This window comes from Paraburkholderia hiiakae, assembly GCF_904848665.1.
GTDB lineage: Bacteria > Pseudomonadota > Gammaproteobacteria > Burkholderiales > Burkholderiaceae > Paraburkholderia > Paraburkholderia hiiakae.
In genome coordinates this window covers 79,542-104,210 of record NZ_CAJHCQ010000009.1, presented here as the reverse complement: position 1 = coordinate 104,210, position 24,669 = coordinate 79,542, and the positions used below count along the sequence as shown (strand labels likewise).

The following is a 24,669-nucleotide window of genomic DNA, read 5'->3' as shown; positions in this document are numbered from 1 at the left end:
TGCGAGCGATTCTACGCGCGGCTCTTAAAACGGGGACGCTATCTGGCCGGGAGCGGATCAAGTTATCGCCAACAAATGCGTCTAATTTCCGAAGCGTTTGCGGGTACTCAAATTCCTGTGTGATTGGGCGTTGAAACGAACGGAGAAATTATTGCGTAGCGCGAAATACTTCCTTTCAGCGCGGCGTTGCGTTGCAAGCTAATCCGCGAAATAAAAAAGCCGCGAATCAAATCGACCCGCGGCTTCCACCAATCAGAGCGACCAAGAATCAGACACGCTCGATAGCAATAGCGATCCCTTGTCCCACGCCGATACACATCGTGCAAAGCGCGAAGCGCCCTTGCGTGCGATGGAGCTGATACGTGGCGGTCGTCACGAGTCGCGCGCCGCTCATCCCAAGCGGATGCCCAAGTGCAATCGCCCCGCCGTTAGGATTGACACGAGGATCGTCATCGGCAACGCCGAGCATACGCAGCACAGCGAGCCCCTGCGAAGCAAAAGCTTCGTTCAACTCGATGACATCGAACTGGTCGATGGTCATGTTCAGACGCGCGAGCAGCTTTTGCGTAGCGGGCGCGGGACCGATGCCCATCACGCGCGGCGCGACGCCAGCCGTTGCGATACCCAGCACGCGCGCACGCGGCACGAGCCCAAAACGCTTCGCGTTTTCTTCATTGGCGAGGAGCAGCGCACAAGCGCCGTCATTCACACCCGAAGCATTGCCGGCCGTCACCGAGCCATCCGGGCGCACGACGCCCTTGAGTTTCGCAAGCGCTTCGAGGCTCGTCTCACGCGGATGCTCGTCACGCGAGAAAACAATCGGATCGCCCTTCTTCTGCGCAATCGTCACCGCGACGATCTCCTGCGCAAGCGTGCCATCCGCCTGAGCACGAGCCGCCTTCTGCTGGCTGCGAACCGCAAACGCGTCTTGATCCGCACGGCTCACGTTGTAGTCAACCGCGACGTTCTCGCCCGTTTCCGGCATCGAGTCCACACCGTATTGCTGCTTCATCAGCGGATTGACGAAGCGCCAGCCAATCGTCGTGTCATAGATCGCGGCGTCGCGAGCGAAGGCGCTCGCGGCCTTGCCCATGACGAACGGCGCGCGGCTCATGCTTTCCACGCCACCCGCAATCATCAGCCCCGTTTCGCCGGACTTGAGCGCGCGCGCGGCAATGCCCACGGCGTCCATGCCGGAGCCGCACAGGCGGTTCACCGTCGAGCCCGGCACGGCCTGCGGCAAGCTCGCCAGCAGCGACGACATGCGCGCGACGTTACGGTTGTCCTCGCCCGCCTGATTCGCGCAGCCGTAGATGACGTCGTCGATCGCCGTCCAGTCCACGTCCTTGTTGCGCTCCATGAGCGCCTTCAGCGGAACCGCGCCGAGGTCGTCGGCACGAACCTGGGCCAGGGCGCCCGCGTAGCGGCCGATAGGCGTGCGAATCGCGTCGCAGATGAATGCTTCCGTCATGTAAGTCTCCTTTCGATCGCCGGCACTTGATGCGATCCCATGCAAAGATGATTGAGATTGACGGACTGCGCGGGCGAAAATGGGAGATCGAACGCGCACGTCCTCGTGCGATTTGTTCGACTGTCGAACTGATGATCGTTAATCGAACAATTTGACGGCCATAATAGGCGTGTCCTGGGACGGGTGTCAAGCACGCGGACGTGGCGCCAAAAGCGAAAAAGCCGCACAGGACAGGGCCCGTGCGGCTTCGCGAGTTCAAACGGGCGCGAGGCGCCCGCCAGTGCGGCAAACGCTTAACGCGACATCATGAGCATGCCGACGTTGTGCATGACCCAGATCGTGCCGAAGATCAGGAACGCGGCGGCCAGCACCGTGTACGCGAGCGACAGCACGTTCCAGCCCTGCCCCGGCGACGTGTTCAGATGCAGGAAGAACACGAGGTGCACGACCACCTGCACGAAGGCGAGCACTGCGATCACGATGATGGCCGTGGTGGCGTCGAGCGTGCCGTGCAAAACAACGCCGAATGCGCCTGCGGTAAGCAGCACCGAAAGAATGAAGCCCGCCACATAGCTGCCGAGGCTGCCGTGCGACTCTGCATGAGATTGAGCCATTTAGAGCACGCTCCCCAGATAGACAAAAGAAAACACGCAGATCCACACCACATCGAGAAAGTGCCAGAAGAGGCTCAGACACGTGAGGCGGCGGATTTCCTGCTCGCCAAGCTGCCGCGCGCGAACCACCTGGATCATCATCACGAGCATCCACAGGAGGCCGAAGGACACGTGCAGGCCGTGCGTGGCGACAAGCGTGAAGAATGACGAAAGGAATGCGCTGCGCTGCGGACCGGCGCCGTCTGCGATCAGGTGCGAGAACTCGCGCAGTTCGAGCACGAGGAACGACGCCCCCAGCATGAAGGTGACCGCGAGCCAGCCGAGCACCATGCCATTCTTGCGCTGGTGCGCGCCAAGCATCGCGAAGCCGTATGTGATGCTCGAAAGCAGCAGCACGGCCGTTTCGAGCGCCACGCCCGGAATGTCGAACAGGTCCTTACCCGTGGGGCCGCCCGCGAACTGGTGGCCCAACACGCCGAACGTGGCGAACAACGCCGCGAACAGCAGGCAGTCGGTCATCAGGTAGACCCAGAAGCCGAACACCGAGTGCGACTGCGGGTGATCATGGTGATCGAGTTCGGCAAGGGTTGCCGCATTGGTTTTCTGTAACATCAGACTGCCTCCTCGGCGACCAGGTCACGCTCGGCCACGGCGGCGCCGGTGCCAAAGCGCCGTTCTTCGATCTCGCGGACCTTCGCGGCCGGAATGTAATAACCGTCGTTGTTGCCGAAGCTCTTGAGGATGACCGTCAGCGCGACGCCAACGAACCCGAGCACCGCAAGCCACGTGATGTGCCACACGCCCGCGAAACCCAGCACAAGGCTGAACATGCCGACGAAGAAGCCCGCCGACGTGTTGGACGGCATGTGGATATCGCTATATTTCGCGGCGAGCCCCGGCGCGCGGCCCGCTTCCTTCATGTGCGCGAAAGCGTCGATGTCGTCCACGTGCGGAATGACCGCGAAGTTATAGACCGCCGGCGGCGACGACGTTGCCCATTCGAGCGTGCGGCCATCCCACGGATCGCCCGTCACGTCCCTGCATTCGGCCTTGTTGCGGTTCACGAAGGCCATCACCCACAACAGGACCTGGAGCACGATGCCGACCGCGATGATCGCAGCGCCAATTGCGGCGACGACGAAGTACGGATGCCATTCGGGCACGTCGTAGTGGTTGGTGCGACGCGTTGCGCCCATGAAACCGAGCACGTAGAGCGGCACGAAGGCCACGTAGAAGCCGACGAACCAGCACCAGAACGACGCCTTGCCGAGCTTTTCGCTGGGCTTCAGGCCAAACACCTTCGGGAACCAGTACTGCAGGCCCGCGAGGTAACCGAACACCACGCCGCCGATAATCGCGTTGTGGAAGTGAGCGATCAGGAAGAGCGAGTTGTGCAGCACGAAGTCCGCACCCGGGATCGCGAGCATCACGCCAGTCATGCCGGCGATCGAGAACGTCACCATGAAGCCGACGGTCCAGAGCACGGGCGCGGTGAAGTGCACACGGCCGCGATACATCGTGAACAGCCAGTTGAAAATCTTCACGCCGGTTGGAATGGCGATAACCATCGTCGCGATACCGAAGAACGCGTTGACGTCGGCGCCCGAGCCCATCGTGAAGAAGTGGTGCGCCCACACGAGGAACGCGAGCACCATGATCGCGCACGAGGCGTAGACCATCGTCTTGTAGCCGAACAGCGGCTTCTTGCAGAACGTGGCCATCACTTCCGAATAGATGCCGAACGCGGGCAGCACGAGGATGTACACCTCGGGGTGGCCCCAAGCCCAGATGAGGTTCAGATACAGCATGGCGTTGCCGCCAAGCTCGTTCGTGAAGAAGTGCGTGCCGACGTAGCGATCGAGGCCGAGCAGCGCCACGGCGATCGTGAGGATCGGGAACGTGGCCATGATGAGCACGTTCGAGCACAGCGCCGTCCACGTGAACACCGGCATCTTCATGAGCGTCATGCCGGGCGCGCGCATCTTGATGATCGTGACGAAGAAGTTCACGCCCGTGATCAAGGTGCCGACACCGGAGAGCTGGACCGCCCAGATGTAGTAGTCCACCCCCACGTCCGGACTGAACTGCAGTTCGGAAAGCGGCGGATACGCCAGCCAGCCCACCTTCGCGAACTCGCCGATCACGAGCGAGAGGTTGATGAGGATCGCGCTGATCGCCGTCATCCAGAACGAGAGCGAGTTCAGGAACGGGAACGCCACGTCGCGCGCGCCGATCTGCAGGGGCACGACGAGGTTGAAGAAACCGACCATGAGCGCCATCGCCATGAAGAAGATCATGATGACGCCGTGCGCCGTGAAGATCTGGTCGAAATGGTGTGGCGGCAGGTAGCCGGGAGAATTGAACGCGATGGCCTGCTGGATGCGCATCATGACCGCGTCGGCGAAGCCGCGCACGAGCATGAGCACCGCCACGATCATGTACATCACGCCGATGCGTTTATGGTCCACGCTCGTGATCCACTCGCTCCAGATGTACTTCCACTTGCCGGTCACGGTGACGAGACCGAGCACGCCGACGACGATCAGCGCCATGAACGCCGCCGCGCCCATGATGATGGGCTGATCGAACGGGATCGCCTCTAATGTGAGTTTTCCGAACATGCTGCTTACCCCTTGGTCACGCAGGACGGGTCGAAATTCGTGACGTGCCCGTTGTTGTACTTCGCGATGATGTTATTGAAGAGCTTCGGGTCGACGGTCGAGAAGTACCGCACCGGCGCCTTCTCCTGCGGCTTCGAAACCGTTGCGTACTCGTCCATCGAAAGCGGGGTGGACGACGTCTTCACCTTCTGCACCCACGCGTCGAAGTCCTGCCGGCTCGTGGCGAGCGTGCGGAACTTCATGTCCGAGAAGCCCTTGCCGCTGTAGTTGGACGAGAGGCCGTCGAAATCGCCCGCTTCGTCGGCGATCAGGTGCAAGCGCGTTTGCATGCCCGCCATGGCGTAGACCTGGGTGCCCAGCTGCGGGATGAAGAACGAGTTCATCACCGAGTCCGACGTGATACGGAAGTTGACCGGCGTGCCCACCGGCACGGCGAGCTGGTTCACCGACGCAATGCCGAGGTCCGGGTAGATGAAGAGCCACTTCCAGTCGAGCGCGACGACCTCGACATTGATGGGCTTCACGCTCGACTCCAGCGGCTTGTACGGGTCGAGTTCGTGCGAGGTGCGCCACGTGAGGATGGCGAGGAACAGAATGATCGCGGCCGGGATGGCCCAGACCACCACTTCGATCGCCGTGGAGTGGGCCCACTTCGGCGCATAGGTTGCGTTACGGTTCGAGGCGCGGTAGCGCCACGCGAACGCGAGCGTCAGGATGATGACGGGCACCACGACTAACAGCATGGCCCACGTGGCCGTCAGGATGAGCGACTTCTCGGCCGCGCCCACGCTGCCCTTGGGGTCCAGCACGGCAAAATTGCCGCTGCACCCCGCGAGAGAAACGAGCAGCCCGCTGCCGAGGGGAATTAACCACCTTTTAAAGGCTTTTCTGTCTTTCATGTTTGCCTGTTCTTCCGTTGTCCACCAAAACGCGTAACACCCAACACATTTGCATCGCAATTCGCCACGCAAAATGCACCCGTATCGTATTCAGCGCGATTCTACGGAAAGCACCAATCTCAAAATTTGATCTTTGCTAAGGATTCGCGAGCGCAACAAAGCTCGCTCAGGCAAGCGCGACGGAAAGCCGCAATTATCTTTCCAATAGCTTTCATCTCGCAAACGCCTACAGTGGGCCGGTTTTGGCGCGATGACCAACGCGCGCGCAAGCGAAGAAGGGAGCCGAAGATGTGCGCAGCGCGATCGAGGAATTGTCAGGTAATGTGCCAATTCCTTCGAATTTCGATATCGGCTTTATCTCACTTTTAATTGCAGATCACACTGATATTTAGATGTAAATAATCCGCTCTCGCTGCAACCCTTTTCGGCCACAATGAATTGATTGAAATCAAATTATTGAATACCAAGTGATCTAGCGTGCGCATTTGACGCACGGCATACCACGCCGCACGATTGACGTTCACCCGGGCGCCCTGCTCCGAAGGTTTGCGCCCCCTCCGCCCCGCCGCTTGTTGGCGAAACCGATCGCTTGCGTTATCTTGATAGGTTCTCCAAGCGCCGTAGCAAGATCGACCGCCAACCCCATGAATTCTGCTTCCAGTGCCTCGTCAGACCGCTCCGCCGACCAGCAGGAGATCCCCGAAAAACCGGGCGACTCGTATGTGCAGTCGTTCGCGCGCGGGCTTTCGGTGATCCGCGCGTTCAACGCCGAGCATCCCGAGCAGACCCTCACCGACGTCGCCGCCGCCACGGGCCTCACGCGCGCCGGGGCGCGCCGCATTCTGCTCACGCTGCAGACGCTCGGCTACGTCGAAGCCGAGGGGCGGCTCTTTCGCCTTACCCCGCGTATTCTCGACCTCGGCTTCGCGTACCTCACGTCGATGCCGTTCTGGAATCTCGCCGAGCCGGTGATGGAGGAGCTTTCGCAGGAGGTGCACGAGAGCTGCTCGGCGGCCGTGCTCGACCGCACCGAGATCGTCTACGTGTTGCGCGTGCCCACGCACAAGATCATGACGATCAACCTCTCGATCGGCAGCCGCCTGCCTGCGTACTGCACCTCGATGGGGCGTGTGCTGCTTGCCTCGCTCGACGACGCCACGCTCGACGAAACGCTCGGCGCCTCGCCGCTCTACGCGCATACGGCGCGCACGGTCACCGACGTCGGCGAACTCAAGAAGATCATCGGGCAGGTGCGCCAGCAGGGCTGGGCGATTGTCGATCAGGAACTGGAAGGCGGGCTCATCTCGATCTCCGCGCCCATTCGCAACCGGCAAGGCCGCGTGATCGCCGCGATGAACATCAGCGGCAACGCGCAGCGGACTTCGGCCAAACAGATGGTGAAGACCTTCCTCGATCCGCTTCAGCAAGCCGCGGCGCGCGTGTCCGGGATGGTCGCGCGGCGCACCTGAAAGCAACCGTGCGCAACTAAGGGCAACGGGCACGCCGCCCGGCGCGCCCACGCAATTTCAGGCGACTTCGGCAAACACCTGCACGAGCCAGTCGGCGAAAGCGCGCACGCGCAGCGACAACTGGCGGTTCTGCGGATACAGCACCGAAACCGGCAACGGCGGCGGCGGATGCGCCGGCAGCACCACGCAAAGCTCGCCATTGGCGAGCAGCTCGCGCACGCGGTAGCGCGGTACCTGCACGATGCCGAGCCCCGCCAGCGCGCCCGCCGTGTAGAGTTCCGCGCCGTTCACGGCCACCGGACCCGGCAGCGTCACGTGGACGATACCTTCGGGTGTCGTGAATTCGAGCGGGAGCGCGCGGCCCGTAGCCGGCGAAACATAGTTCACGGCTCGTTGGCCTGCGCGGCCTGGATGTTCCGTGTGTGTGCCGGCGAGCGCCTCGATCGACTCCGGGTCGCCGTGCCGTTCGAGATACGCTGGGCTCGCGCAGGTCACCTGCTCCAGCAGCGCCACGCGCCGCGCGATCATCGAGGAGTCGGCCAGCTCGCCCGCGCGCAGCACGCAGTCCACGCCCTCGCGCACGAGATCGACGAAGTGATCGCCCGAGCCGATAAAAAGCTCGATGCGCGGATAGCGCGCGAGGAAGTCGGGCAAGCGCGGCATCACGAAATACTGCGTGAGCGTGCCCTGCATGTTCACGCGCAAGCGTCCCTGCGGATCGGTGTCGCGAAACACCTCCTCGGTTTCCTCGAGGTCGGCGAGCAGGCGCATGCAGCGCTGGTAATAGGCGTCGCCATCGAGCGTCGGCTTCACCTGGCGCGTGGTGCGCTCCAGCAGGCGCACACCAAGCCGCGCTTCGAGGCGCTTGATCGAATTGGTGACCGTCGCGCGCGGCAGGTTCAGATCTTCGGCCGCCTGCGTGAAGCTGCGGCGGTCGACGATGCGCGTGAAAATCTGCATCTCCTGGAAACGGTCCAAGGGCATTCTCGTTGAGTTCTCGGGTCGCCTGCATCTTCTCACGGCAACCGCGCCCAACCAAAAATCCCCCAGCCCATTCGAGCCCTTAAGCAGCAGTTAAGGGCAGCGCTGGCTACCCAGCCGCCACCTGCCGCACGAGCTCGACGAACGCCTCGCCCGCCTCCTCCAGATGCCCGGAGTTGTCGATGCGCGCGAACGCCGCCCCCCCCGGCACCTCGAACGGCGCGCGCCGCGCGAGGCGCGCCGCGACCTGCTCGGGCGTTTCGCGCGCCCGGGAAGCGAGGCGCGCGGCCAGCACGTGCTGCGCGGCTTCGATGTGCACGAGCGTCATGCGCGGGTACCGCTCGAACGCCTCACCCGCGTAGGCGCGCGAGCCGTTCACCACGACGGTGCAGCCAAGCGCCATCCACTGGTCGATCTCCACGCCCACGCCATAGCGCAGCGCATGGCTGCGCCATTGCAGCGCGAAGAGGCCGCGCTGCGAGCGCGCCTCGAATTCGGCTTCGGTGAGCGCGATGTGGTTCTCGCCGCCGCTGTCTTCGCGCGTGATGTAGCGATGCGCGAACACGACGTCTTCGCCGGACAGGCGCTCGCGCGCGTATCGCAGCAGCGTGTCCTTACCCGCGCCCGATGGTCCCATTACGTAGATCAGACCGCCCTTCATGCGCGGTCCCCCGCGAACGGCAGGCGGCGCCACAGCGCGAACGGCGCGCCCGGCTCGGGCTCGACGAAGAGCGCCGCGCCTTCCACGGGCAGCGCGCTGGCATCGCGCATCTGCGTGTTCCAGGCATCGACGAGTTGTGCGCACGTTTGCGCGTCGTTCAGCGAATCGGATAGCGTCATGTGAAAGCGGAATTCTTCGAACACGTACGGGTAGCCCCACGCCTCGACGTAAGCGCGCTGGCGCGGCGTGAGCGGCGCGTCCAGGCGCTTCGCGAGCTCGGCGCCCGTTTGCGCGGCGCGCAGCGAACCGAGCGCGCGCAGTGCGTTGGCAGCGAGTTCGCGCAGCGCGGTTTCGCCGGCATCGTCGGCGGGGCGCAGCGCCACGAAGCGGCCGAGCAACGCCGCTTCGACGTTGGCTTCGAAGCGCGCCTGCCCCTGCGCCCACTGCTGCGCGGCGGCAAGGAGCGCCGTGGGCGTCACGCCTCGCGCAAGACGGAAGGGCGGCACGAGGGTGCCGTGCCAGCCATAGCGGCGTGGCGCGACCGTGAGCGTTTCCAGCGGCTGCGGCAGGCCGGTGAGCCACGTCGGCGGCGCGAGGCTGTCGCCGGTTTCCGGATCACGGCCAAGCCACGCGCAGCCCGCCTGCCACCACGCCGACTCGCGCGGCGGCGCATAGTAAAGCGCGAAGCGCGCGGCTTCGCTCCAGTCTTCGTGCAGCACGCTCATAAGTCGTGCTCCACCATCAGTTGCACGCGGTCGGCGGCGAAGTGCGTGACGCCGTACTTGATCGGCACGCCGTCGAGATCGACGTCGACGTTTTCCACCCACAGCACCGGCTGCTGCCGGTTGATGTTCAGGCGGCGCGCCACTTCCGCATCGGGCAGCACGCTGCCGATACGGCTCCACTTGCGCAGATAGTCGGTCACGCCGTATTCGGCGAGGGCCTTCGACGTACTGTCGACGCGCTCCATGACGACGGGCAGATCTGCGAAGCGCGCGGCGGGATACCAGCTGCGCGCGTAGGTGAGCGGCACGCCGTCCGACTCGTGCAGCGTTTCGAGCCGGTACACGAGCGCGCCCGCGCGCAGGCCGAGCGCCTTGGCGACCGTGGGGTCCGCCTTGCCGCGCGACGACGCGAGCAGCTTGCCCACCGCCGAATGCTGATGGCGCTTCAGGTTTTCCGTGAAGCGCGTGCGCTTGCCGATGCTGTAGTCGATCGCGCCGGGCTGCACGAAGGTGCCGCGTCCCTGCTCCACGCTCACGAGGCCCAGCGCCGCGAGGCCCAGCATCGCGCGCCGCACCGTGTGGCGGTTCACGTCGAAGCGGCGCGCGAGCTCGCCCTCGCTAGGCAGCCGGCCGTCTTCGCCGAAGCCCTTCGCAGCGATCTCCGCCGCGAGGATCTGCTCGATCTGCCGCCACACCGCCACCCCCGCGCCGCGCTCAAGCAGGCTGGATGGCGCCTCGTCGTTCGATGTCATGGTGCTGTCATTCCTCTCGGTTCCAATAGCGTTTTGTGCATTGTAGTGCGCAGGGCGTGATGGAAATATGAAAACCTCCGTTGCGCTCGCGTTAGACGACTGTACCATTAAACGTCTAGACGTTTAGATGAATAGATGGTTCAATCGAGGTCCAGACAAGGCTGTTCGAGAGGCGCAGTTGCCATGTCCGTTCTCACCCGTTCACGACACAGGAACTCCGATGAACGCTTCCTCCACCCCATCCTCCGCAACGGCCACCCGGCGCGCATGGATGGCCGTTCTCGCGCATACCCCGTGCGCCGAGCTTGAAGCGGCGCTCAGCGACGCGCTCGCCGGTGCGCCCGAGCCCGCATTCGACTGGCTGCGTCCGCCACAAACCGGACTTGCCATGGTGCGCGGGCGCATAGGCGGCACCGGCGATGCCTTCAACCTGGGCGAAGCCACCGTCACGCGCGCCACGCTGCGCCTGCGTGCCTCAAGCGCTGATCGCACCGAAGGCGCCGATGCGAACCAGCCCGGCCCGGTCGGTGTGGCCTGCCATTTGGGCCGCGACAAACGCCGCGCCGAGTTGGCCGCACTCGCCGACGCGCTGCTGCAGCTGCCCACACGCCACGACCAGTTGCACGACCGGTTGATCGAGCCGCTCGCCGCTCGGCTCGCCGCTCGCCGCGACGCGCGCCGCGCCGACGCCGCCAGCACGCGGGTCGAGTTCTTCACGATGGTTCGAGGTGACGCATGAGCAACGAACGCAACGTCATGACGCCCGATTTGCTCGCGGCGCTCGCGCCCGGCTTCGGCGATCCCGTTCACGACACGCAGACCGTGTTCCGCACGCTGCTCGACGCGCTCGCGCGACCCGGCACGATCGGCGTCATCGAGACGCCGCTGCCCGCGGCGACGTCAGCGAATGCTTCAACCGCACGCGCCGGCCTCGCCGCCTTCGCCTCGCTGCTCGCACTCGCGGACTACGCCACGCCCGTCTGGCTCGCCCAGCCGGACGCCGCGCTCGCGGCCGCGCTGCGCTTTCACGCAGGCGCGCCGCTGGCACAGGAAGCGCGCGAAGCCGCGTTCGCCTACGTGCACGCCGCCGCCGCACTGCCGCCGCTCGAAGCCTTCGCGATCGGCACGCCGGAATCGCCGGAGCAGTCGGCCACGGTGTTCGTGCGGGTCGATTCGCTCACGGGCGGCGCGCCGCTCACGCTGCGCGGCCCCGGCATCGAAACAAGTTGCAGCATCGCGCCCGCCGGCCTGCCGGAGCGCTTCTGGCGCGAACGCGCCGCCCTCGCGCCGCACTTCCCGTGCGGCATCGACTTCTATCTCGTGTGTGGTGACCGTCTGATGGGTCTGCCGCGCACCACTCTCGTGGAGATGCACTGATGTATGTCGCCGTCAAAGGAGGAGAGCGCGCGATCGAAGCGTCGTGGCGCCTGCTCGACGAAGCACGCCGCGGCGACACGCGCGTGCCCGAGCTGAGCGTTGCGCAGATCCGCGAACAGCTGCGCCTCGCCGTGGCGCGTGTGATGGCCGAAGGTTCGGTCTACGACGAAGAACTTGCCGCGCTCGCGATCAAGCAGGCAGCGGGCGATCTCGTCGAAGCGATCTTCTTGCTGCGCGCCTATCGCACCACCCTGCCGCGATTTGGCTATACGCAGCCGGTCGAAACGGAAAACATGGTGGTGGAGCGCCGCATTTCCGCCACCTTCAAGGACGTGCCCGGCGGCCAGGTGCTCGGCGCGACCTACGACTACACGCAGCGCCTGCTCGACTTCGCACTGCTGGCCGAAGGCGACGATGCAGCGAGCGCCACGCGCGAGACGCCGCGTGCAACGCCGCCCGAAGAAGCCATGCCCCGCGTGGTCTCGCTGCTCGACAAGGAAGGCCTGATCGAACAGGAAACACGCTCGTCGCAAGCGCGCGAACCCGGCGACCTGTCGCGCGAACCGCTTGCGTTCCCCGCCGATCGCACGGTGCGCCTGCAGAATCTCGCACGCGGCGATGAGGGCTTCCTGCTCGCGATGGGCTATGCCACGCAGCGCGGCTACGCGCATTCGCACCCGTTTGCGGGCGAGATCCGTTTTGGTTCGGTCTGCGTAGAAATGATGCTGGACGAACTCGACGAGCCCGTCGAAATTGGCGAGATCGATCTGACCGAATGCCAGATGATCAACCAGTTCGCGGGCGCGAAAGACGTGCCGCCGCAATTCACGCAAGGTTATGGCCTCGCGTTCGGGCACGCGGAGCGCAAAGCCATGGCGATGGCGCTCGTCGATCGCGCGCTGCGGGCCGAGGAGCTGGGCGAGACGATCGCCTCGCCTACTCAGGATATCGAATTCATGCTCTCGCACAGCGACAACGTGGAAGCCTCGGGCTTCGTTCAACACCTGAAGCTGCCGCACTACGTGGATTTCCAGGCGGAGCTGGAACTCGTGCGCAAGCTGCGCGCGCGGCACGAGAATGACACCGACGCCGACGCCGATGCCGACACGCAAAACAAGGAGGCCGCATGAACGCGCCCGATACCTTGCAAACCGCCGAAGCCGAAGTCGCGTCGCACGAAACGCAGGCCGTCTCGGGCTACAACTTCGCGTACCTCGACGAGCAGACCAAGCGCATGCTGCGTCGCGCGCTCCTCAAGGCCGTGGCCGTGCCGGGCTACCAGGTGCCGTTCGCCTCGCGCGAAATGCCGCTGCCGTATGGCTGGGGCACGGGCGGCATTCAGGTGACGGCGGCGATCATCGGCGCGAAAGACACGCTCAAGGTGATCGACCAGGGCTCGGACGACACCACGAACGCCGTGAACATCCGCCGCTTTTTCGCGCGTACCACGGGTGTGGCCACCACGCGCCGCACGAGCGAGGCGTCGATCGTGCAGACACGGCACCGCATTCCGGAAACGCCGCTCACGGACAAACAAATCCTCGTCTACCAGGTGCCGATGCCCGAGCCGCTATTCCGGCTGGAGCCGCGCGTGGCCGAATGCAAGAAGCTGCATGCGCTCGCCGACTATGGCCTCATCAGCGTGAAGCTTTATGAGGACATCGTGCAGCACGGCAGCATCGCCACGACTTACGACTACCCGGTGACGGTGAACGGCCGCTATCTCACGTCGCCCTCGCCGATTCCGAAGTTCGACAACCCCAAGCTCCATATGAACGCCGCGCTGCAGTTGTTCGGCGCGGGGCGCGAGCGCCGCATCTACGCAATTCCGCCGTACACGCCGGTGAAGAGCCTCGATTTCGACGACCATCCGTTCGAAGTGCAGCGCTGGGAGCACGCGTGCGCGTTGTGCGGCTCGCGCGAAAGCTTCCTCGACGAAATGATCGTCGACGACACGGGCAAGCGCATGTTCGTGTGCTCGGACAGCGACTACTGTCACGACCGGCGCGACGATATCGATGCGCACGCAACGAACGAAGCAGGAGAAAAAGCATGACGCCGCTGCTAAGCGCTAGATCGCTCACGAAGCAGTACGGCGGCCGCAACGGCTGCCGCGACGTGAGCTTCGACCTGTATCCCGGCGAGGTGCTGTGCATCGTCGGCGAATCGGGCTCGGGCAAGACTACGCTGCTCAACACGCTCGCGCTGCGCACCGAGTCCGACTCGGGCACGCTGCACTACACGAACGCGAACGGCGAAACGCTCGACCTGCGCACGCTTTCCGAGCCGCGCCGGCGCCTGCTTGCGCGCACCGAATGGGGCTTCGTGCAGCAGAATCCGCGCGACGGGTTGCGTGCTGGTGTTTCCGCGGGCGCCAATATCGGCGAGCCGTTGATGGCCGTGGGCGCGCGCCATTATGGGCAGATCCGCAACACGGCGCAGCAATGGATGCAGCGCGTGGAGCTGGACGCCCAACGCATCGACGAATTGCCCTCGGCGTTTTCGGGCGGCATGCAGCAGCGCCTGCAGATTGCGCGCAATCTCGTGACCGGGCCGCGCCTCGTCTTCATGGACGAACCCACGGCGGGTCTCGACGTGTCCGTGCAGGCGCGCCTGCTCGACCTGCTGCGCACGCTCACGGGCACGCTGCATCTTTCGGTGCTGATCGTCACGCACGACATTGGCGTGGCGCGCCTGCTCGCGCATCGCTTGATGGTGATGCAAGGCGGCACGGTGGTCGAATCGGGCCTGACCGACCAGGTGCTGGACGACCCGCAACATCCCTATACGCAGACGCTGGTGGCATCCGTGCTGCCGGTCTAGGATGATCGACATGAATTTCACTTCATTGACCGCTGAATCGTCGGCGGCGCGCGTTGCCCGTGGCACGCGCGCGTTCGTGGAACGGCCCGCGCTCATGCTGCGCGCCGAAGACGTGCGCAAGACCTTCACGCTGCACGGCCAGGGCGGCATCGGCATCGAAGCACTCGCGGGCGTTTCGCTCGACGTGGAGCGCGGCGAGTGCATCGTGCTGGTCGGGCCGTCGGGGGCGGGCAAAAGCACGTTTTTGCGCTGCCTGTATGGCAACTATCTCGCGAGCGGCGGGTCGATCGCGATCCGCGACGAAGGCGCGCCGCTCGAGCATCTGGAAATCACGGGCGCAGCGCCTCACGACATCCTGCGCCTGCGCCGCAACGTGGTGGGCTACGTGAGCCAGTTTTTGCGTGTGATTCCGCGCGTGAGCGCGCTCGACATCGTGGCCGCGCCGCTCGTTTCGCGCGGTGTGGATGAAGACGAAGCACGCGAGCGCGCGCAAACTCTGCTTGCACGCCTGAACGTGCCGCAACGCCTCTGGCCGCTCGCGCCCGCCACGTTCTCCGGCGGCGAGCAGCAGCGCGTGAACATTGCGCGGGGCCTGATCGCGCAGCACCGCGTGCTGCTGCTCGACGAACCCACGGCGTCGCTCGACGCTCAAAACCGCGAAGTCGTCGCGAGCCTGATTGGCGAGGCGCGCGAGCGCGGCGCCGCGATCGTCGGCGTGTTCCACGACGAGGACACGCGCGAGCGCGTCGCCACGCGCGTGCTCGAACTCACCGCGCCACGCGCCGGCGCACACGAAGCGCAGCTCACCGCTGCAGCCTGAATACCGCCTGAACGGCACAACCCGATATCTGATACGGAGCCTGACGATGTTGATCAAAAACGCTCGCATCGTGACGCGAGACGAAGTTTTTACCGGCACGCTAAGCGTGGAAGACGGCAAGATCCGCGACATCTCACGCGGCTCGACCGCCGCGCCGGAAGCCGAAGACTGGGAAGGCGACTTCCTGCTGCCCGGCCTCGTCGAACTGCACACCGACAACCTGGAAAAGCACCTCGCGCCGCGCCCCGGCGTGCACTGGAACACCGACGCCGCATTCGTCATTCACGACGCGCAGATCGCTGCCGCCGGCATCACCACGGTATTCGACGCGCTCGCCATCGGCACGCGCCTCGCCGTGGGCGTGCGTGGCCGCGACGTGCAGCTCGCGAGCGCCAACGCCCTCAAGCGCTTTTCCGAGCGCAACCTGCTGCGCGCCGAGCACTTCCTGCACCTGCGCTGCGAAATCGCCACCGAAGACGTGATCGAGCTGTTCGACACGCTGAGCGACCACCCGCTGCTGCGCCTCGCCTCGGTGATGGACCACACGCCGGGCCAGCGCCAGTGGCACGACCGCGCGCAGTGGCGACGCTTTCAGGAGCGCCACGGCAAGTGGACCGACGAGCAGACGAACACCATGCTCGCCGAAATGGCCACCGAGCAGGAGCGCTACGCCGACGCGCACCGCCTCGAAATCGTGCAGCGCTGCCGCGCGCGCGGCATCCCGCTCGCGAGCCACGACGACACGCTCGTGGAGCACGTCGAGCAGGCCGCCGCCGAAGGCATCGTGCTCGCCGAATTCCCGACCACCCGCGTTGCCGCCGAGGAAGCGAAAAAGCGCGGCATCGCGACGATCATGGGTGCGCCGAACGTGGTGCGCGGCGGCTCGCACTCGGGCAACGTCTCGGCGCTGGAGTTGGCGCAAGCCGACCTGCTCGACATCCTCTCCTCCGACTACGTGCCGTCGAGCCTCCTGACCGCCGCGTTCGACCTCGTGACCCAGGCCGACTGGACGCTGCCGCGCGCGCTCGCCACGGTCTCGTGGGAACCCGCCAGCAAGTCGGGCCTGCACGACCGCGGCGCGATCGAACCCGGCCTGCGCGCGGACTTCGTGCGCGTGACGATGCTCGACACGCTGCCCGTGCCGCGCGCGACGTGGCGCGCGGGCGTGCGCGTGGTCTGACGTGCTCCACGCGGTGCAGCCGCTGCATCTGCTGCACCGCGACAAAAACGGCACGCCGGATGGCCGCATTCGGGCCGAAAACTCACGGCGCGCCGTCGATTCGATTTCAATTTCCCTTCATATCGTTGACGACGCCACGCCTACGCGCCTTCGCATTCTTCCGACTGTTGCGGCCGAGCATCGCGCGGCCCATCTCAAGCCCCCCGCAACGGCCCACCGGCATTGGCCTGCACGCCTTATCCGACAAGGCTTCGCGTTAAATCGTACAAGCGCACGGGCGTACACTTAGCGGGTCCCTTTCCCGCTATCCGGTATTACACTAGCGACGCAGCAATTTTGACCTGGTAAGCTTGCCGCGCTTCGCTGGCCGCAGGCTGGCGGGTCCAACAATAATCCGGCGCGAGCCGCGCCGGAAAATGCGCCATGGCGGCACAACCGCACGCGGCGCGTCCTGAACCATCTCGAGGAGTACCCATAGTGAAGAAACTGCTTGCCACCCTCACGGTTGCCCTGCTCGCCGTCTCGGCCGGCGTCGCCCATGCGAAGGACTGGTCCACCGTGCGTTTCGGCGTTGACGCCAGCTACGCACCGTTCGAATCCAAAGCACCCGATGGCAAGCTGGTCGGCTTCGACATCGACCTCGGCAACGAAATCTGCAAGCGCCTGAACGCCAAGTGCGTGTGGGTCGAGCAAGACTTCGACGGCATGATCCCGGGCCTGAAGGCCAAGAAGTTCGACGGCGTGCTCTCGTCGATGACGATCACCCCGCAGCGCGAGCAGCAGATCGCCTTCTCGGCGAAGCTGTTCAACACGCCGACGCGCCTCGTCGCCAAGAAGGGCTCGAGCCTCACGCCGACGGCTGACGCGCTCAAGGGCAAGTCGGTTGGCGTCGAACAAGGCACGATCCAGGAAACCTACGCCAAGGAAAACTGGGCGCCGAAGGGCGTGAACGTCGTTCCTTACCAAAACCAGGACCAGGTCTACGCCGACCTGATCTCGGGCCGTCTGGACGCTGCGCTGCAGGATGAAGTGCAAGCGGATCTGGGCTTCCTGAAGACCCCGCGCGGCGCTGGCTTCCAGTTCGCCGGCAAGGAAATCCCGACGGGCGCTGCCGCTATCGGCCTGCGCAAGGAAGACGCCGACCTGAAGACGAAGATCGACAAGGCTATCGCCGACATGATCAAGGACGGCACCTACAAGAAGATCGAAGCCAAGTACTTCGACTTCGACGTGTACGGCGGCTAAGCACCGTATCGCGCCTGCGCTGCATCACGGCGCGCAAAGCCCGGACTTGTGTCCGGGCTTTTTCTTTTCCGGATTTTTATTTCGGATTCCGTATTTTTTGGCGATGCTGGAGGCGCGCGGGAGAGGCTTGGTTCCGGCGCCGCGTCGAATCGGCTAAGATCGGTCTACGGCCCCTGCGCGTTCCTGCGGGGCCACCATTCACTCCAACACCTTTTGCGGGCCGACGCGCCTCGCGCATCCATCATGCAAACCCGAAACCACCCGTTGATCGCGCCCGCCCTCGGTACCGCGCGGGAACTTGCCAGTTTCCACTACGGCAACGCCGGCGGTGACCAGAAGGTCTACATCCAGTCCTCACTGCACGCCGACGAGCTGCCTGGCATGCTCGTCTCGTGGGTGCTGCGCCGCAAGCTCGCGGAACTGGAAGCCGCGGGCCGCCTGCGCGGCGAGATCGTGATCGTGCCGGTGCCCAACCCCGTGGGCCTGAATCAGCACTGGCTCGGGCATATGATCGGCCGCTTCGAATCGAACACGGCGCAGAACTTCAACCGCAATTTCCATGAGCTCACCGCGCTCGTGCTGCCCGACATCGAGACGCGCCTCGGGCCCGACGAAGCGGCGAACCGCACGGCCATCCGCGCGGCCATGGGCGAAGCACTGGCCGCGAAGCAGCCGAGGACCGAACTCGAATCGATGCGGCTCGCGCTCCAGCGCCTTTCGTACGACGCCGACATCGTGCTGGACCTGCATTGCGACTGGGAAGCCGCCATGCACATCTACACGAACCCCGAGCTGTGGCCCGATGTCGAGCCGCTCGCGCGCTATCTCGACGCCAAGGCGTCGCTCCTCGCGCTCAACTCGATCGGCAATCCGTTCGACGAGATTCACAGCTTCTGCTGGTCGGAACTGCGCGAACACTTCGCCAAGCGGTATCCCATTCCGTACGGCTCGATTTCGGTGACGGTCGAGCTGCGCGGCCAGCGCGATGTCTCGCACGAGCTTGCCGAACACGACGCCCAGGCCATCGTCGACTATCTGATCGGGCGCGGCGTGATCGAAGGCACGGCCGCGCCGCTGCCGCCGCTTGCCCATGCGGCCACGCCGCTCGCAGGCACGGAGCCGATCGTCGCGCCCGCCAGCGGCGTGCTCGTGTTCCGCGTGGATTGCGGCACATGGGTGGAACGGGGCGCGGCAATAGCCGATGTCATCGACCCGCTCGCCGACACCGTGACGACACTGCACGCGGGCGTGAGCGGCGTGGTGTATGCACGCCATAGCGCGCGCTTCGCCACGGCCGGCATGGAAGTCGCACGCATTGCCGGCGAAAAGCCTATTCGCAGCGGCTCGCTCCTCTCGCTGTAACTGCAACGCCTTACCGTAAAAGGGCTCGCGCCACGGCTGCGAGCCCTTTTTTCATGGGCTTTTCCCGCCATTTCGATTATTTCGCATAACTAATTTCAAACTTTCACGAATCGATGGCAATCAGCCATGTATAAAGCGCATTGATAGTCCGTTAATGCGTTCTTGAGATTAATCAATTCCAACTTGAAGCCAGATTCAAAAGATCGATTAACCCAGCAAATAGAAGAAAGCTTAGAAAAAAATTTTATATGGCCGATCGTGACAATCCGGCCTTTCAAATCGACAGGAAAATCGTCCGCAAGTCCAATGACGGCGGCCTTCGCGCACCGTTCTCCGGGCGCGCAACCCGTGTGTCGCATTCTCACAACAGAAAGGCGACATTTTGCCTACAAAGCCTTACTGTCACATTCCTTTCGTTATCGACCCTTAAATTGCAGCCCGTCACATTGACCGGCCCATAAGAGGCCGGAGTAGTCATCTTTCCTTTACCCGGAGAAACAGTTGAAAAAGAAAATTCTGACCACCGCTATTCTTGCCTCGATCGCAGGCGTTGCCCACGCACAAAGCAGCGTGACGCTGTACGGCATTATCGATGCGGGCGTGAACTACATCAGCAACGTGAAGAACGCGACGAACGGCAGCTCGCATCAGTTCTCGTACGGTGACGGCGTGGCCCAAGGCAGCCGTTGGGGCCTGCGCGGGACGGAAGACCTGGGCGGCGGCCTGAAGGCGATCTTCGTGCTCGAAAACGGCTTCAACAGCGGCAACGGCACGGCAGGCCAGGGCGGCGCGATGTTCGGCCGTCAAGCGTTCGTCGGTCTGACGCAATCGAACATCGGTTCGCTGACGTTCGGCCGTCAATACTCGCTCAGCACGGACATTCTCGGCTCGCAGTACTCGACCGGTGGCAACACGGTTTCGGGTAACTGGGCCTACCACTTCAACGACGTCGACCAGCTGACCTCGAGCCGCATCAACAATGCGGTCAAGTTCCAGAGCGTGAACTTCTCGGGCTTCACGTTCGGCGGCCTGTATGGCTTCTCGAACTCGACCTCGTTCGCCGGCGCACCGCAAACGGGCACGACGGCCAACCCGATCGCTGGCTCGTCGCGTGCGTACAGCTTCGGCGCGAACTACGGCTACGGCCCGTTCAGCCTTGGCGCTGCCTACACGGACATCACGTACCCGGGCCAGACCACGCCATCGACGACGACCTCGATCGCCAACCTGCCGGCGACCCAGACCAGCGTCCCGCTGCGCGACCTGCGCTCGTTCGGCGTGGGTGGCCGCTACATCGTCGGCCCGGCAACGCTGTGGGCCCTGTGGACCAACACGCTGCTCTCGCCGATCAGCACGTCGTCGACGCTCTACAACGCGTATGAAGTGGGCGGCAAGTACGCCTTCACGCCGGCTCTCTCGGGCGCGCTCGGCTACACGTACTCGCGCGCTTCGGGCAGCCAGAGTGCCCACTGGAACCAGGTCAACGCATCGGTTGACTACGCGCTCAGCAAGCGCACCGACGTCTACGGCCTCGTGTCGTACCAGGACGCATCGGGCACGCTGCCCAACGGCCAGAAGGTTCAGGCACAGATCGGCGACTCGAGCTCGAGCATTTACCAGCCGTCGGGCACGGGCTCGCAGGATCAAGTCGCGATTCGCGTCGGTATCCGCCACAAGTTCTAAGCAGCCGCGTTACGCAACACCATTACGCAACAGCGGCGGCCGGCGACTCATAGCGCCGGCTCTGCTCGGCGCGCCGCAGCCCACGCTGCACACCGCGCCTTACCGGACGGGGCATCCCTTGGGATGCCCCGCTTTTTTTGGCTCATCGCAGTTCTGCTGCGGCGCAAGGGCAAAACCAACGGCCGCTGGCCAGCCGCCGCCATCGATCCACGACGCCCTGCGTCACGCCTTCTTGACGAATTCCGATTTGAGGCTCATGGCGCCAAAGCCGTCAATCTTGCAATCGATATCGTGATCGCTGTCCACCAGGCGGATATTTTTCACTTTGGTGCCCATCTTGACCACGCCACCCGAACCCTTGAGCTTCAAGTCCTTGATGACCGTGACGGTATCCCCGTCCTGAAGGACATTGCCGGCCGAATCGCGATACACCCTGCCCGCCGTTTCGGTCGGCGCGGTGGCTTGCCGCGACCATTCGTGCGCACACTCCGGGCAGATGTAGACCTCTCCATCTTCGTAGGTGAACTCGGAATTGCATTTCGGACAGCGTGGCAATGCGCTCATGGTGAATCCTTAGTGCTGACGGGGACAATAAAAGCGCGCAAGTATAGCGGCTCCGGCACCTTGCCCAACGTGCCATGCGTCCGGCCTGCGACGTTCTGCCCGCCCTAGCCCCGCCCTGGCCCCGCTTCTGGTACGCTGCGCTCTCTCACCTCGCAGCTATCGAACCGATGGAACTCCCTTTCAACGAGGCCGCCGTCTCGGTCACGCGCAACGCGCTCTCCGCGGCCGGCCAGGTCTTCCCCATGCGCGACATCGAGGACGTACGCATCGTCATCGGGCGACGCAGCCGCGTCGTGCCCATCGCGATCAGCCTGGTCGGCGCAGCAGGCGCTGTCGTGGGCGGCGTGCTCGGTTCGGCGTCCGGTCTCGCGTGCGGCGTGATGGTGATCGTGGTGGGCTGGCTCGCGTGGCTCTGGCAAGAGGCCATACATCGGCTCTATGTCGTGACGGGCGGAGAATCGCGCGAGGCGGTCACGAGCCTCGACCCTGCATTCCTCGAACGCGTGGTAGAGGCGGTGCGCACCGCCAAGGCCGCGCAAGCGGCCCCGGCCGAAGGCGGCACGTCGCGGCCCGCAGCACCCTGATTCAGCCGCAAGCGCAGTTGGAAGTACCGCGGGCGCCTCCCTCTCACTCCATCTCGATCGATTTCACGTGCCAGATATCGCGGGCGTATTCCGCGATCGCACGGTCCGAAGAGAATTTCCCCATTCCCGCCACGTTTTCGATCGCGCTTGCGGTCCACGCCGTCACGTCCATGAAGCGCTGGTCGGCGGCGTCCTGGGCCTCGATGAAAGCCGAGTAGTCGGCCAGCACGAGGTAGTGGTCGCCCCAGTCCACGAGCGTGTGGAAGATGTCCGTGTAGCGTGCCGTATCGTGCGGTGAAAAGAAGCCCGTGCGGATCTGGTCGAGCGCGCGGCGCAACTCGGCGTTTTCCTCGTAGACCTGGCGCGGCCGGTAGCCTGCGCAACGCAACTGGTCTACCTGGTCGGACGTGTGCCCGAAGATGAAGATGTTGTCCTGCCCCACAGCCTCGCCGATCTCGATGTTTGCACCGTCCAGCGTGCCCATGGTGAGCGCGCCGTTCAGCGCGAGCTTCATGTTGCCGGTGCCCGACGCTTCGGTGCCCGCCGTCGAGATCTGCTCGGAAAGGTCCGCCGCGGGAATCAGCACTTCGGCCACGCTCACACCATAGTTCGGCACAAACACCACCTTGAGGCGATCGCCCACCACGGGATCGTTGTTGATCTTCGCGGCCACGTCGTTGATGAGATGAATGATCATCTTCGCCATGCGGTAGGCCGAGGCGGCCTTGCCCGCGAACAGCACGACGCGCGGCACCCAGTCGCGCTCCGGCGTTTCGAGAATGCGGTTGTAGCGCGTGATCACGTGCAGCACGTTGAGCAACTGGCGCTTGTACTCGTGAATGCGTTTGACCTGCATGTCGAACAGCGCGTCGGGATTCAAGACAATGCCCGAGCGCTCCAGGGCGCGGTGTGCGAGGCGCACCTTGTTGCTGCGCTTGGCCGCGCGGAACGCGGCTTCGAACGAAGCATCGCCGCGCAGCTTGCGCAGCGCGCCCAGTTCAAAGAGATCGCTGCGCCAGCGCGGCCCGATCGCTTCGTCCACGAGGCGTGCGAGCGGCGGGCTCGCCTGCGCGAGCCAGCGGCGCGGCGTGATGCCGTTGGTCACGTTCGTGAACCGGTCGGGAAAGAGGCGCGCGAAGTCGGCGAAGATATCGCGCGTCATCAGTTGCGAGTGCAACTTCGAAACGCCGTTCACCTTGTGGCTCGCCACGATCGCGAGATAGGCCATGCGCACGCGCCGCTGGCCGTATTCGTCCACGAGCGAAATGCGGCGGATCAGGTCGAGATCGTGCGCGCCGCGGTCGCTCGCTTCGCGCAGAAACGCTGCGTTGATGTCGAAGATGATTTCGAGGTGGCGCGGCAGCAAACGCGCCAATAGTTCGACGTCCCAGGTTTCCAGCGCTTCTGGCATCAGCGTGTGGTTGGTGTACGAGAACACGCGGCGCACGTGGGCCATCGCGTCGTCCCACGGCAGATGATGCACGTCCACGAGCAGGCGGATCAATTCGGGGACAGCCAGCACCGGGTGCGTGTCGTTCAGGTGCACCGCGACCTTTTCGGAGAAGCGCCCGAACGTGCTGTGCGTGCGCAGGTAGCGGCGAATCAGGTCCTGCATCGTCGCGGAGACGAAGAAATACTCCTGGCGCAGGCGCAATTCGCGTCCGGCCATCGTCGAGTCGTCGGGATAGAGCAAGCGCGAGACGTTCTCGGAGATGTTGCGCGCTTCCACCGCGCGCTGATAGTCGCCCTGGTTGAACGCCGAAAGATCGAGCTCCTCATCCGCGCGCGCGGACCACAGCCGCAGCGTGTTGGTCGCGCTCGTGGCGTAGCCGGGAATCACCGTGTCGTAGGCCATGGCGTTCACATGCTGCGTGTCGACCCATTCCACATGGCCGTTGCGCTGCATGGTGCGGCCGCCGAAATGCACGGGGTACTGGACCTCGGGCCGTGGAAACTCCCACGGGTTGCCATAGTGCAACCAGTAGTCGGGCGCTTCGACCTGTTCGCCGTTGACGATCTGCTGGCGGAACATGCCGTAATCGTAGCGAATGCCATAGCCAAAGCCCGGAATGCCGAGCGTCGCCATCGAATCGAGAAAGCACGCCGCGAGCCGGCCGAGGCCGCCGTTACCGAGCGCGGCGTCGGGCTCGTAATCGAGCACGGTGTCCATGTCGACGCCCACGCTCGCGAGCGCCTCTTTCATCTGTTCGTGAATGCCGAGCGCGATCAGCGCGTTCGAAAATGTGCGGCCGATGAGAAACTCCATCGACAGGTAATAGACGCGTTTGACGTCCTGATCGTACTGGCGGCGCGTGGTGATCATCCAGCGCTCGACGAGGCGGTCGCGCACAGCGAGCGCCGCGGCGTGCAGCCAGTCTTGCGGACGGGCCGTCACGGCGTCCTTGCCGACACCGTACATCAGCCGATTGGAGAGGGAACGGCGCAGCGCTTCGACGCTGCTTTGCAACTGATCGAACTCGAGACCGATGGCTGTCATCGACGAACTCCTGTCGAGTGCACTTGGCGCTTCGGCGCTGAGTGCAATCCCACGCATAGCGCCGGAAGAAGCAGAGCGTCCCAAAATGGTGCAAGACGCGCGGTTGTTCTGGGCCTGCGCCGCGCGTGGCGGAACGGGACGATGACGCATCGGCGTCGCGGCGCGAAAGGCCGGCACCGCTCGCCAGCGAGCGCAGATCAATTTGCAGAGTAGTGCATTTTCAAATGGCGTGCGGCGGCGCGCCAACCGGGCGCGGAACACGGTCGCCCGGCATACGGAACCTGCTGGTCGCCTCGATCCCTTGCCATGCGGCCGGTTCCGCGCGCGCAGCGCGGCGGCAC

Annotated in this window: 23 protein-coding genes; 12 read left to right on the top strand and 11 right to left on the bottom strand. The window is 64.4% G+C overall.

From position 1 onward, the window contains the following. Positions 1 to 268 precede the first annotated feature (268 nt). The 5 genes from pcaF to cyoA form a co-directional block, all read right to left on the bottom strand. Positions 269 to 1,471, bottom strand: coding sequence for a 3-oxoadipyl-CoA thiolase (gene pcaF / locus JMY28_RS18595; protein ID WP_201697376.1), 1,203 nt, complete (start codon positions 1,469 to 1,471; stop codon positions 269 to 271). A 293-nt stretch (positions 1,472 to 1,764) separates the two neighbouring features. Beyond that, a complete protein-coding gene (gene cyoD / locus JMY28_RS18590; RefSeq protein WP_201697375.1) occupies positions 1,765 to 2,085 on the bottom strand; it encodes a cytochrome o ubiquinol oxidase subunit IV in 321 nt (106 codons plus the stop codon). After that, the gene (gene cyoC, locus JMY28_RS18585) at positions 2,086 to 2,697 is read right to left on the bottom strand and encodes a cytochrome o ubiquinol oxidase subunit III (protein ID WP_201697374.1); all 612 of its coding nucleotides are present in this window, start codon (positions 2,695 to 2,697) and stop codon (positions 2,086 to 2,088) included. Continuing rightward, positions 2,697 to 4,706 (bottom strand): cytochrome o ubiquinol oxidase subunit I, encoded by a 2,010-nt coding sequence (gene cyoB / locus JMY28_RS18580; RefSeq protein ID WP_201697373.1) that lies wholly within the window; start codon positions 4,704 to 4,706, stop codon positions 2,697 to 2,699. Before cyoB ends, cyoC begins: the two co-directional genes overlap by 1 nt. Before the next feature lie 5 nt (positions 4,707 to 4,711). After that, entirely contained in the window at positions 4,712 to 5,605 is an 894-nt protein-coding gene (gene cyoA / locus JMY28_RS18575; RefSeq protein WP_201697372.1) for a ubiquinol oxidase subunit II, read from the bottom strand. A gap of 644 nt (positions 5,606 to 6,249) precedes the next feature. Here cyoA and JMY28_RS18570 point away from each other — a divergent pair. Next, complete coding sequence (locus JMY28_RS18570) at positions 6,250 to 7,074, top strand: IclR family transcriptional regulator (RefSeq protein WP_201697371.1); 825 nt, start codon at positions 6,250 to 6,252, stop codon at positions 7,072 to 7,074. A gap of 57 nt (positions 7,075 to 7,131) precedes the next feature. On the opposite strand, the gene JMY28_RS18565 is transcribed toward JMY28_RS18570, so the two are convergent. The 4 genes from JMY28_RS18565 to phnF form a co-directional block, all read right to left on the bottom strand. Then, on the bottom strand, positions 7,132 to 8,052 hold the full coding sequence (locus JMY28_RS18565; RefSeq protein WP_201697370.1) for a LysR family transcriptional regulator: 921 nt from the start codon (positions 8,050 to 8,052) through the stop codon (positions 7,132 to 7,134). A gap of 112 nt (positions 8,053 to 8,164) precedes the next feature. Then, on the bottom strand, positions 8,165 to 8,716 hold the full coding sequence (gene phnN, locus JMY28_RS18560) for a phosphonate metabolism protein/1,5-bisphosphokinase (PRPP-forming) PhnN (RefSeq protein ID WP_201697369.1): 552 nt from the start codon (positions 8,714 to 8,716) through the stop codon (positions 8,165 to 8,167). Next, complete coding sequence (locus JMY28_RS18555) at positions 8,713 to 9,441, bottom strand: DUF1045 domain-containing protein (RefSeq protein ID WP_201697368.1); 729 nt, start codon at positions 9,439 to 9,441, stop codon at positions 8,713 to 8,715. The genes phnN and JMY28_RS18555 overlap by 4 nt, the downstream gene beginning before the upstream one ends. Further along, the gene (gene phnF, locus JMY28_RS18550) at positions 9,438 to 10,193 is read right to left on the bottom strand and encodes a phosphonate metabolism transcriptional regulator PhnF (RefSeq protein WP_201697367.1); all 756 of its coding nucleotides are present in this window, start codon (positions 10,191 to 10,193) and stop codon (positions 9,438 to 9,440) included. The genes JMY28_RS18555 and phnF overlap by 4 nt, the downstream gene beginning before the upstream one ends. A 220-nt stretch (positions 10,194 to 10,413) precedes the next feature. On the opposite strand from phnF, the gene phnG reads away from it, so the two are divergent. The 10 genes from phnG (at position 10,414) to JMY28_RS18500 (ending at position 20,683) form a co-directional block, all read left to right on the top strand. Then, positions 10,414 to 10,932 (top strand): phosphonate C-P lyase system protein PhnG, encoded by a 519-nt coding sequence (phnG, locus tag JMY28_RS18545; protein WP_201697366.1) that lies wholly within the window; start codon positions 10,414 to 10,416, stop codon positions 10,930 to 10,932. Then, positions 10,929 to 11,570, top strand: coding sequence for a phosphonate C-P lyase system protein PhnH (gene phnH, locus JMY28_RS18540; RefSeq protein WP_236596920.1), 642 nt, complete (start codon positions 10,929 to 10,931; stop codon positions 11,568 to 11,570). Before phnG ends, phnH begins: the two co-directional genes overlap by 4 nt. Further along, positions 11,570 to 12,700 (top strand): carbon-phosphorus lyase complex subunit PhnI, encoded by a 1,131-nt coding sequence (locus JMY28_RS18535; protein WP_201697365.1) that lies wholly within the window; start codon positions 11,570 to 11,572, stop codon positions 12,698 to 12,700. The genes phnH and JMY28_RS18535 overlap by 1 nt, the downstream gene beginning before the upstream one ends. Then, on the top strand, positions 12,697 to 13,626 hold the full coding sequence (locus JMY28_RS18530; protein ID WP_201697364.1) for an alpha-D-ribose 1-methylphosphonate 5-phosphate C-P-lyase PhnJ: 930 nt from the start codon (positions 12,697 to 12,699) through the stop codon (positions 13,624 to 13,626). Before JMY28_RS18535 ends, JMY28_RS18530 begins: the two co-directional genes overlap by 4 nt. Next, positions 13,623 to 14,393: a phosphonate C-P lyase system protein PhnK gene (gene phnK / locus JMY28_RS18525; protein ID WP_201697363.1), complete on the top strand. Its 771-nt coding sequence runs from the start codon at positions 13,623 to 13,625 to the stop codon at positions 14,391 to 14,393. Before JMY28_RS18530 ends, phnK begins: the two co-directional genes overlap by 4 nt. Before the next feature lie 10 nt (positions 14,394 to 14,403). Beyond that, on the top strand, positions 14,404 to 15,213 hold the full coding sequence (phnL, locus tag JMY28_RS18520; protein ID WP_201697362.1) for a phosphonate C-P lyase system protein PhnL: 810 nt from the start codon (positions 14,404 to 14,406) through the stop codon (positions 15,211 to 15,213). A 46-nt stretch (positions 15,214 to 15,259) separates the two neighbouring features. Further along, positions 15,260 to 16,393 (top strand): alpha-D-ribose 1-methylphosphonate 5-triphosphate diphosphatase, encoded by a 1,134-nt coding sequence (locus JMY28_RS18515; RefSeq protein ID WP_201697361.1) that lies wholly within the window; start codon positions 15,260 to 15,262, stop codon positions 16,391 to 16,393. 477 nt (positions 16,394 to 16,870) lie between these two features. After that, entirely contained in the window at positions 16,871 to 17,638 is a 768-nt protein-coding gene (locus tag JMY28_RS18510) for an ABC transporter substrate-binding protein (RefSeq protein ID WP_201697360.1), read from the top strand. 243 nt (positions 17,639 to 17,881) lie between these two features. Continuing rightward, on the top strand, positions 17,882 to 19,000 hold the full coding sequence (locus JMY28_RS18505) for a succinylglutamate desuccinylase/aspartoacylase family protein (RefSeq protein ID WP_201697359.1): 1,119 nt from the start codon (positions 17,882 to 17,884) through the stop codon (positions 18,998 to 19,000). Positions 19,001 to 19,501: 501 nt separating this feature from the next. Continuing rightward, the gene (locus JMY28_RS18500; RefSeq protein WP_201697358.1) at positions 19,502 to 20,683 is read left to right on the top strand and encodes a porin; all 1,182 of its coding nucleotides are present in this window, start codon (positions 19,502 to 19,504) and stop codon (positions 20,681 to 20,683) included. 222 nt (positions 20,684 to 20,905) lie between these two features. Here JMY28_RS18500 and JMY28_RS18495 read toward each other — a convergent pair whose 3' ends face one another. Next, on the bottom strand, positions 20,906 to 21,247 hold the full coding sequence (locus JMY28_RS18495; RefSeq protein ID WP_201697357.1) for a zinc ribbon domain-containing protein YjdM: 342 nt from the start codon (positions 21,245 to 21,247) through the stop codon (positions 20,906 to 20,908). A gap of 167 nt (positions 21,248 to 21,414) precedes the next feature. Here JMY28_RS18495 and JMY28_RS18490 point away from each other — a divergent pair, with 167 nt between their 5' ends. Continuing rightward, entirely contained in the window at positions 21,415 to 21,831 is a 417-nt protein-coding gene (locus tag JMY28_RS18490; protein WP_201697356.1) for a DUF6232 family protein, read from the top strand. A gap of 43 nt (positions 21,832 to 21,874) precedes the next feature. Here the strand turns inward: JMY28_RS18490 and JMY28_RS18485 are convergent, their stop codons facing one another. Continuing rightward, on the bottom strand, positions 21,875 to 24,328 hold the full coding sequence (locus JMY28_RS18485; protein ID WP_201697355.1) for a glycogen/starch/alpha-glucan phosphorylase: 2,454 nt from the start codon (positions 24,326 to 24,328) through the stop codon (positions 21,875 to 21,877). Positions 24,329 to 24,669: the final 341 nt, after the last annotated feature.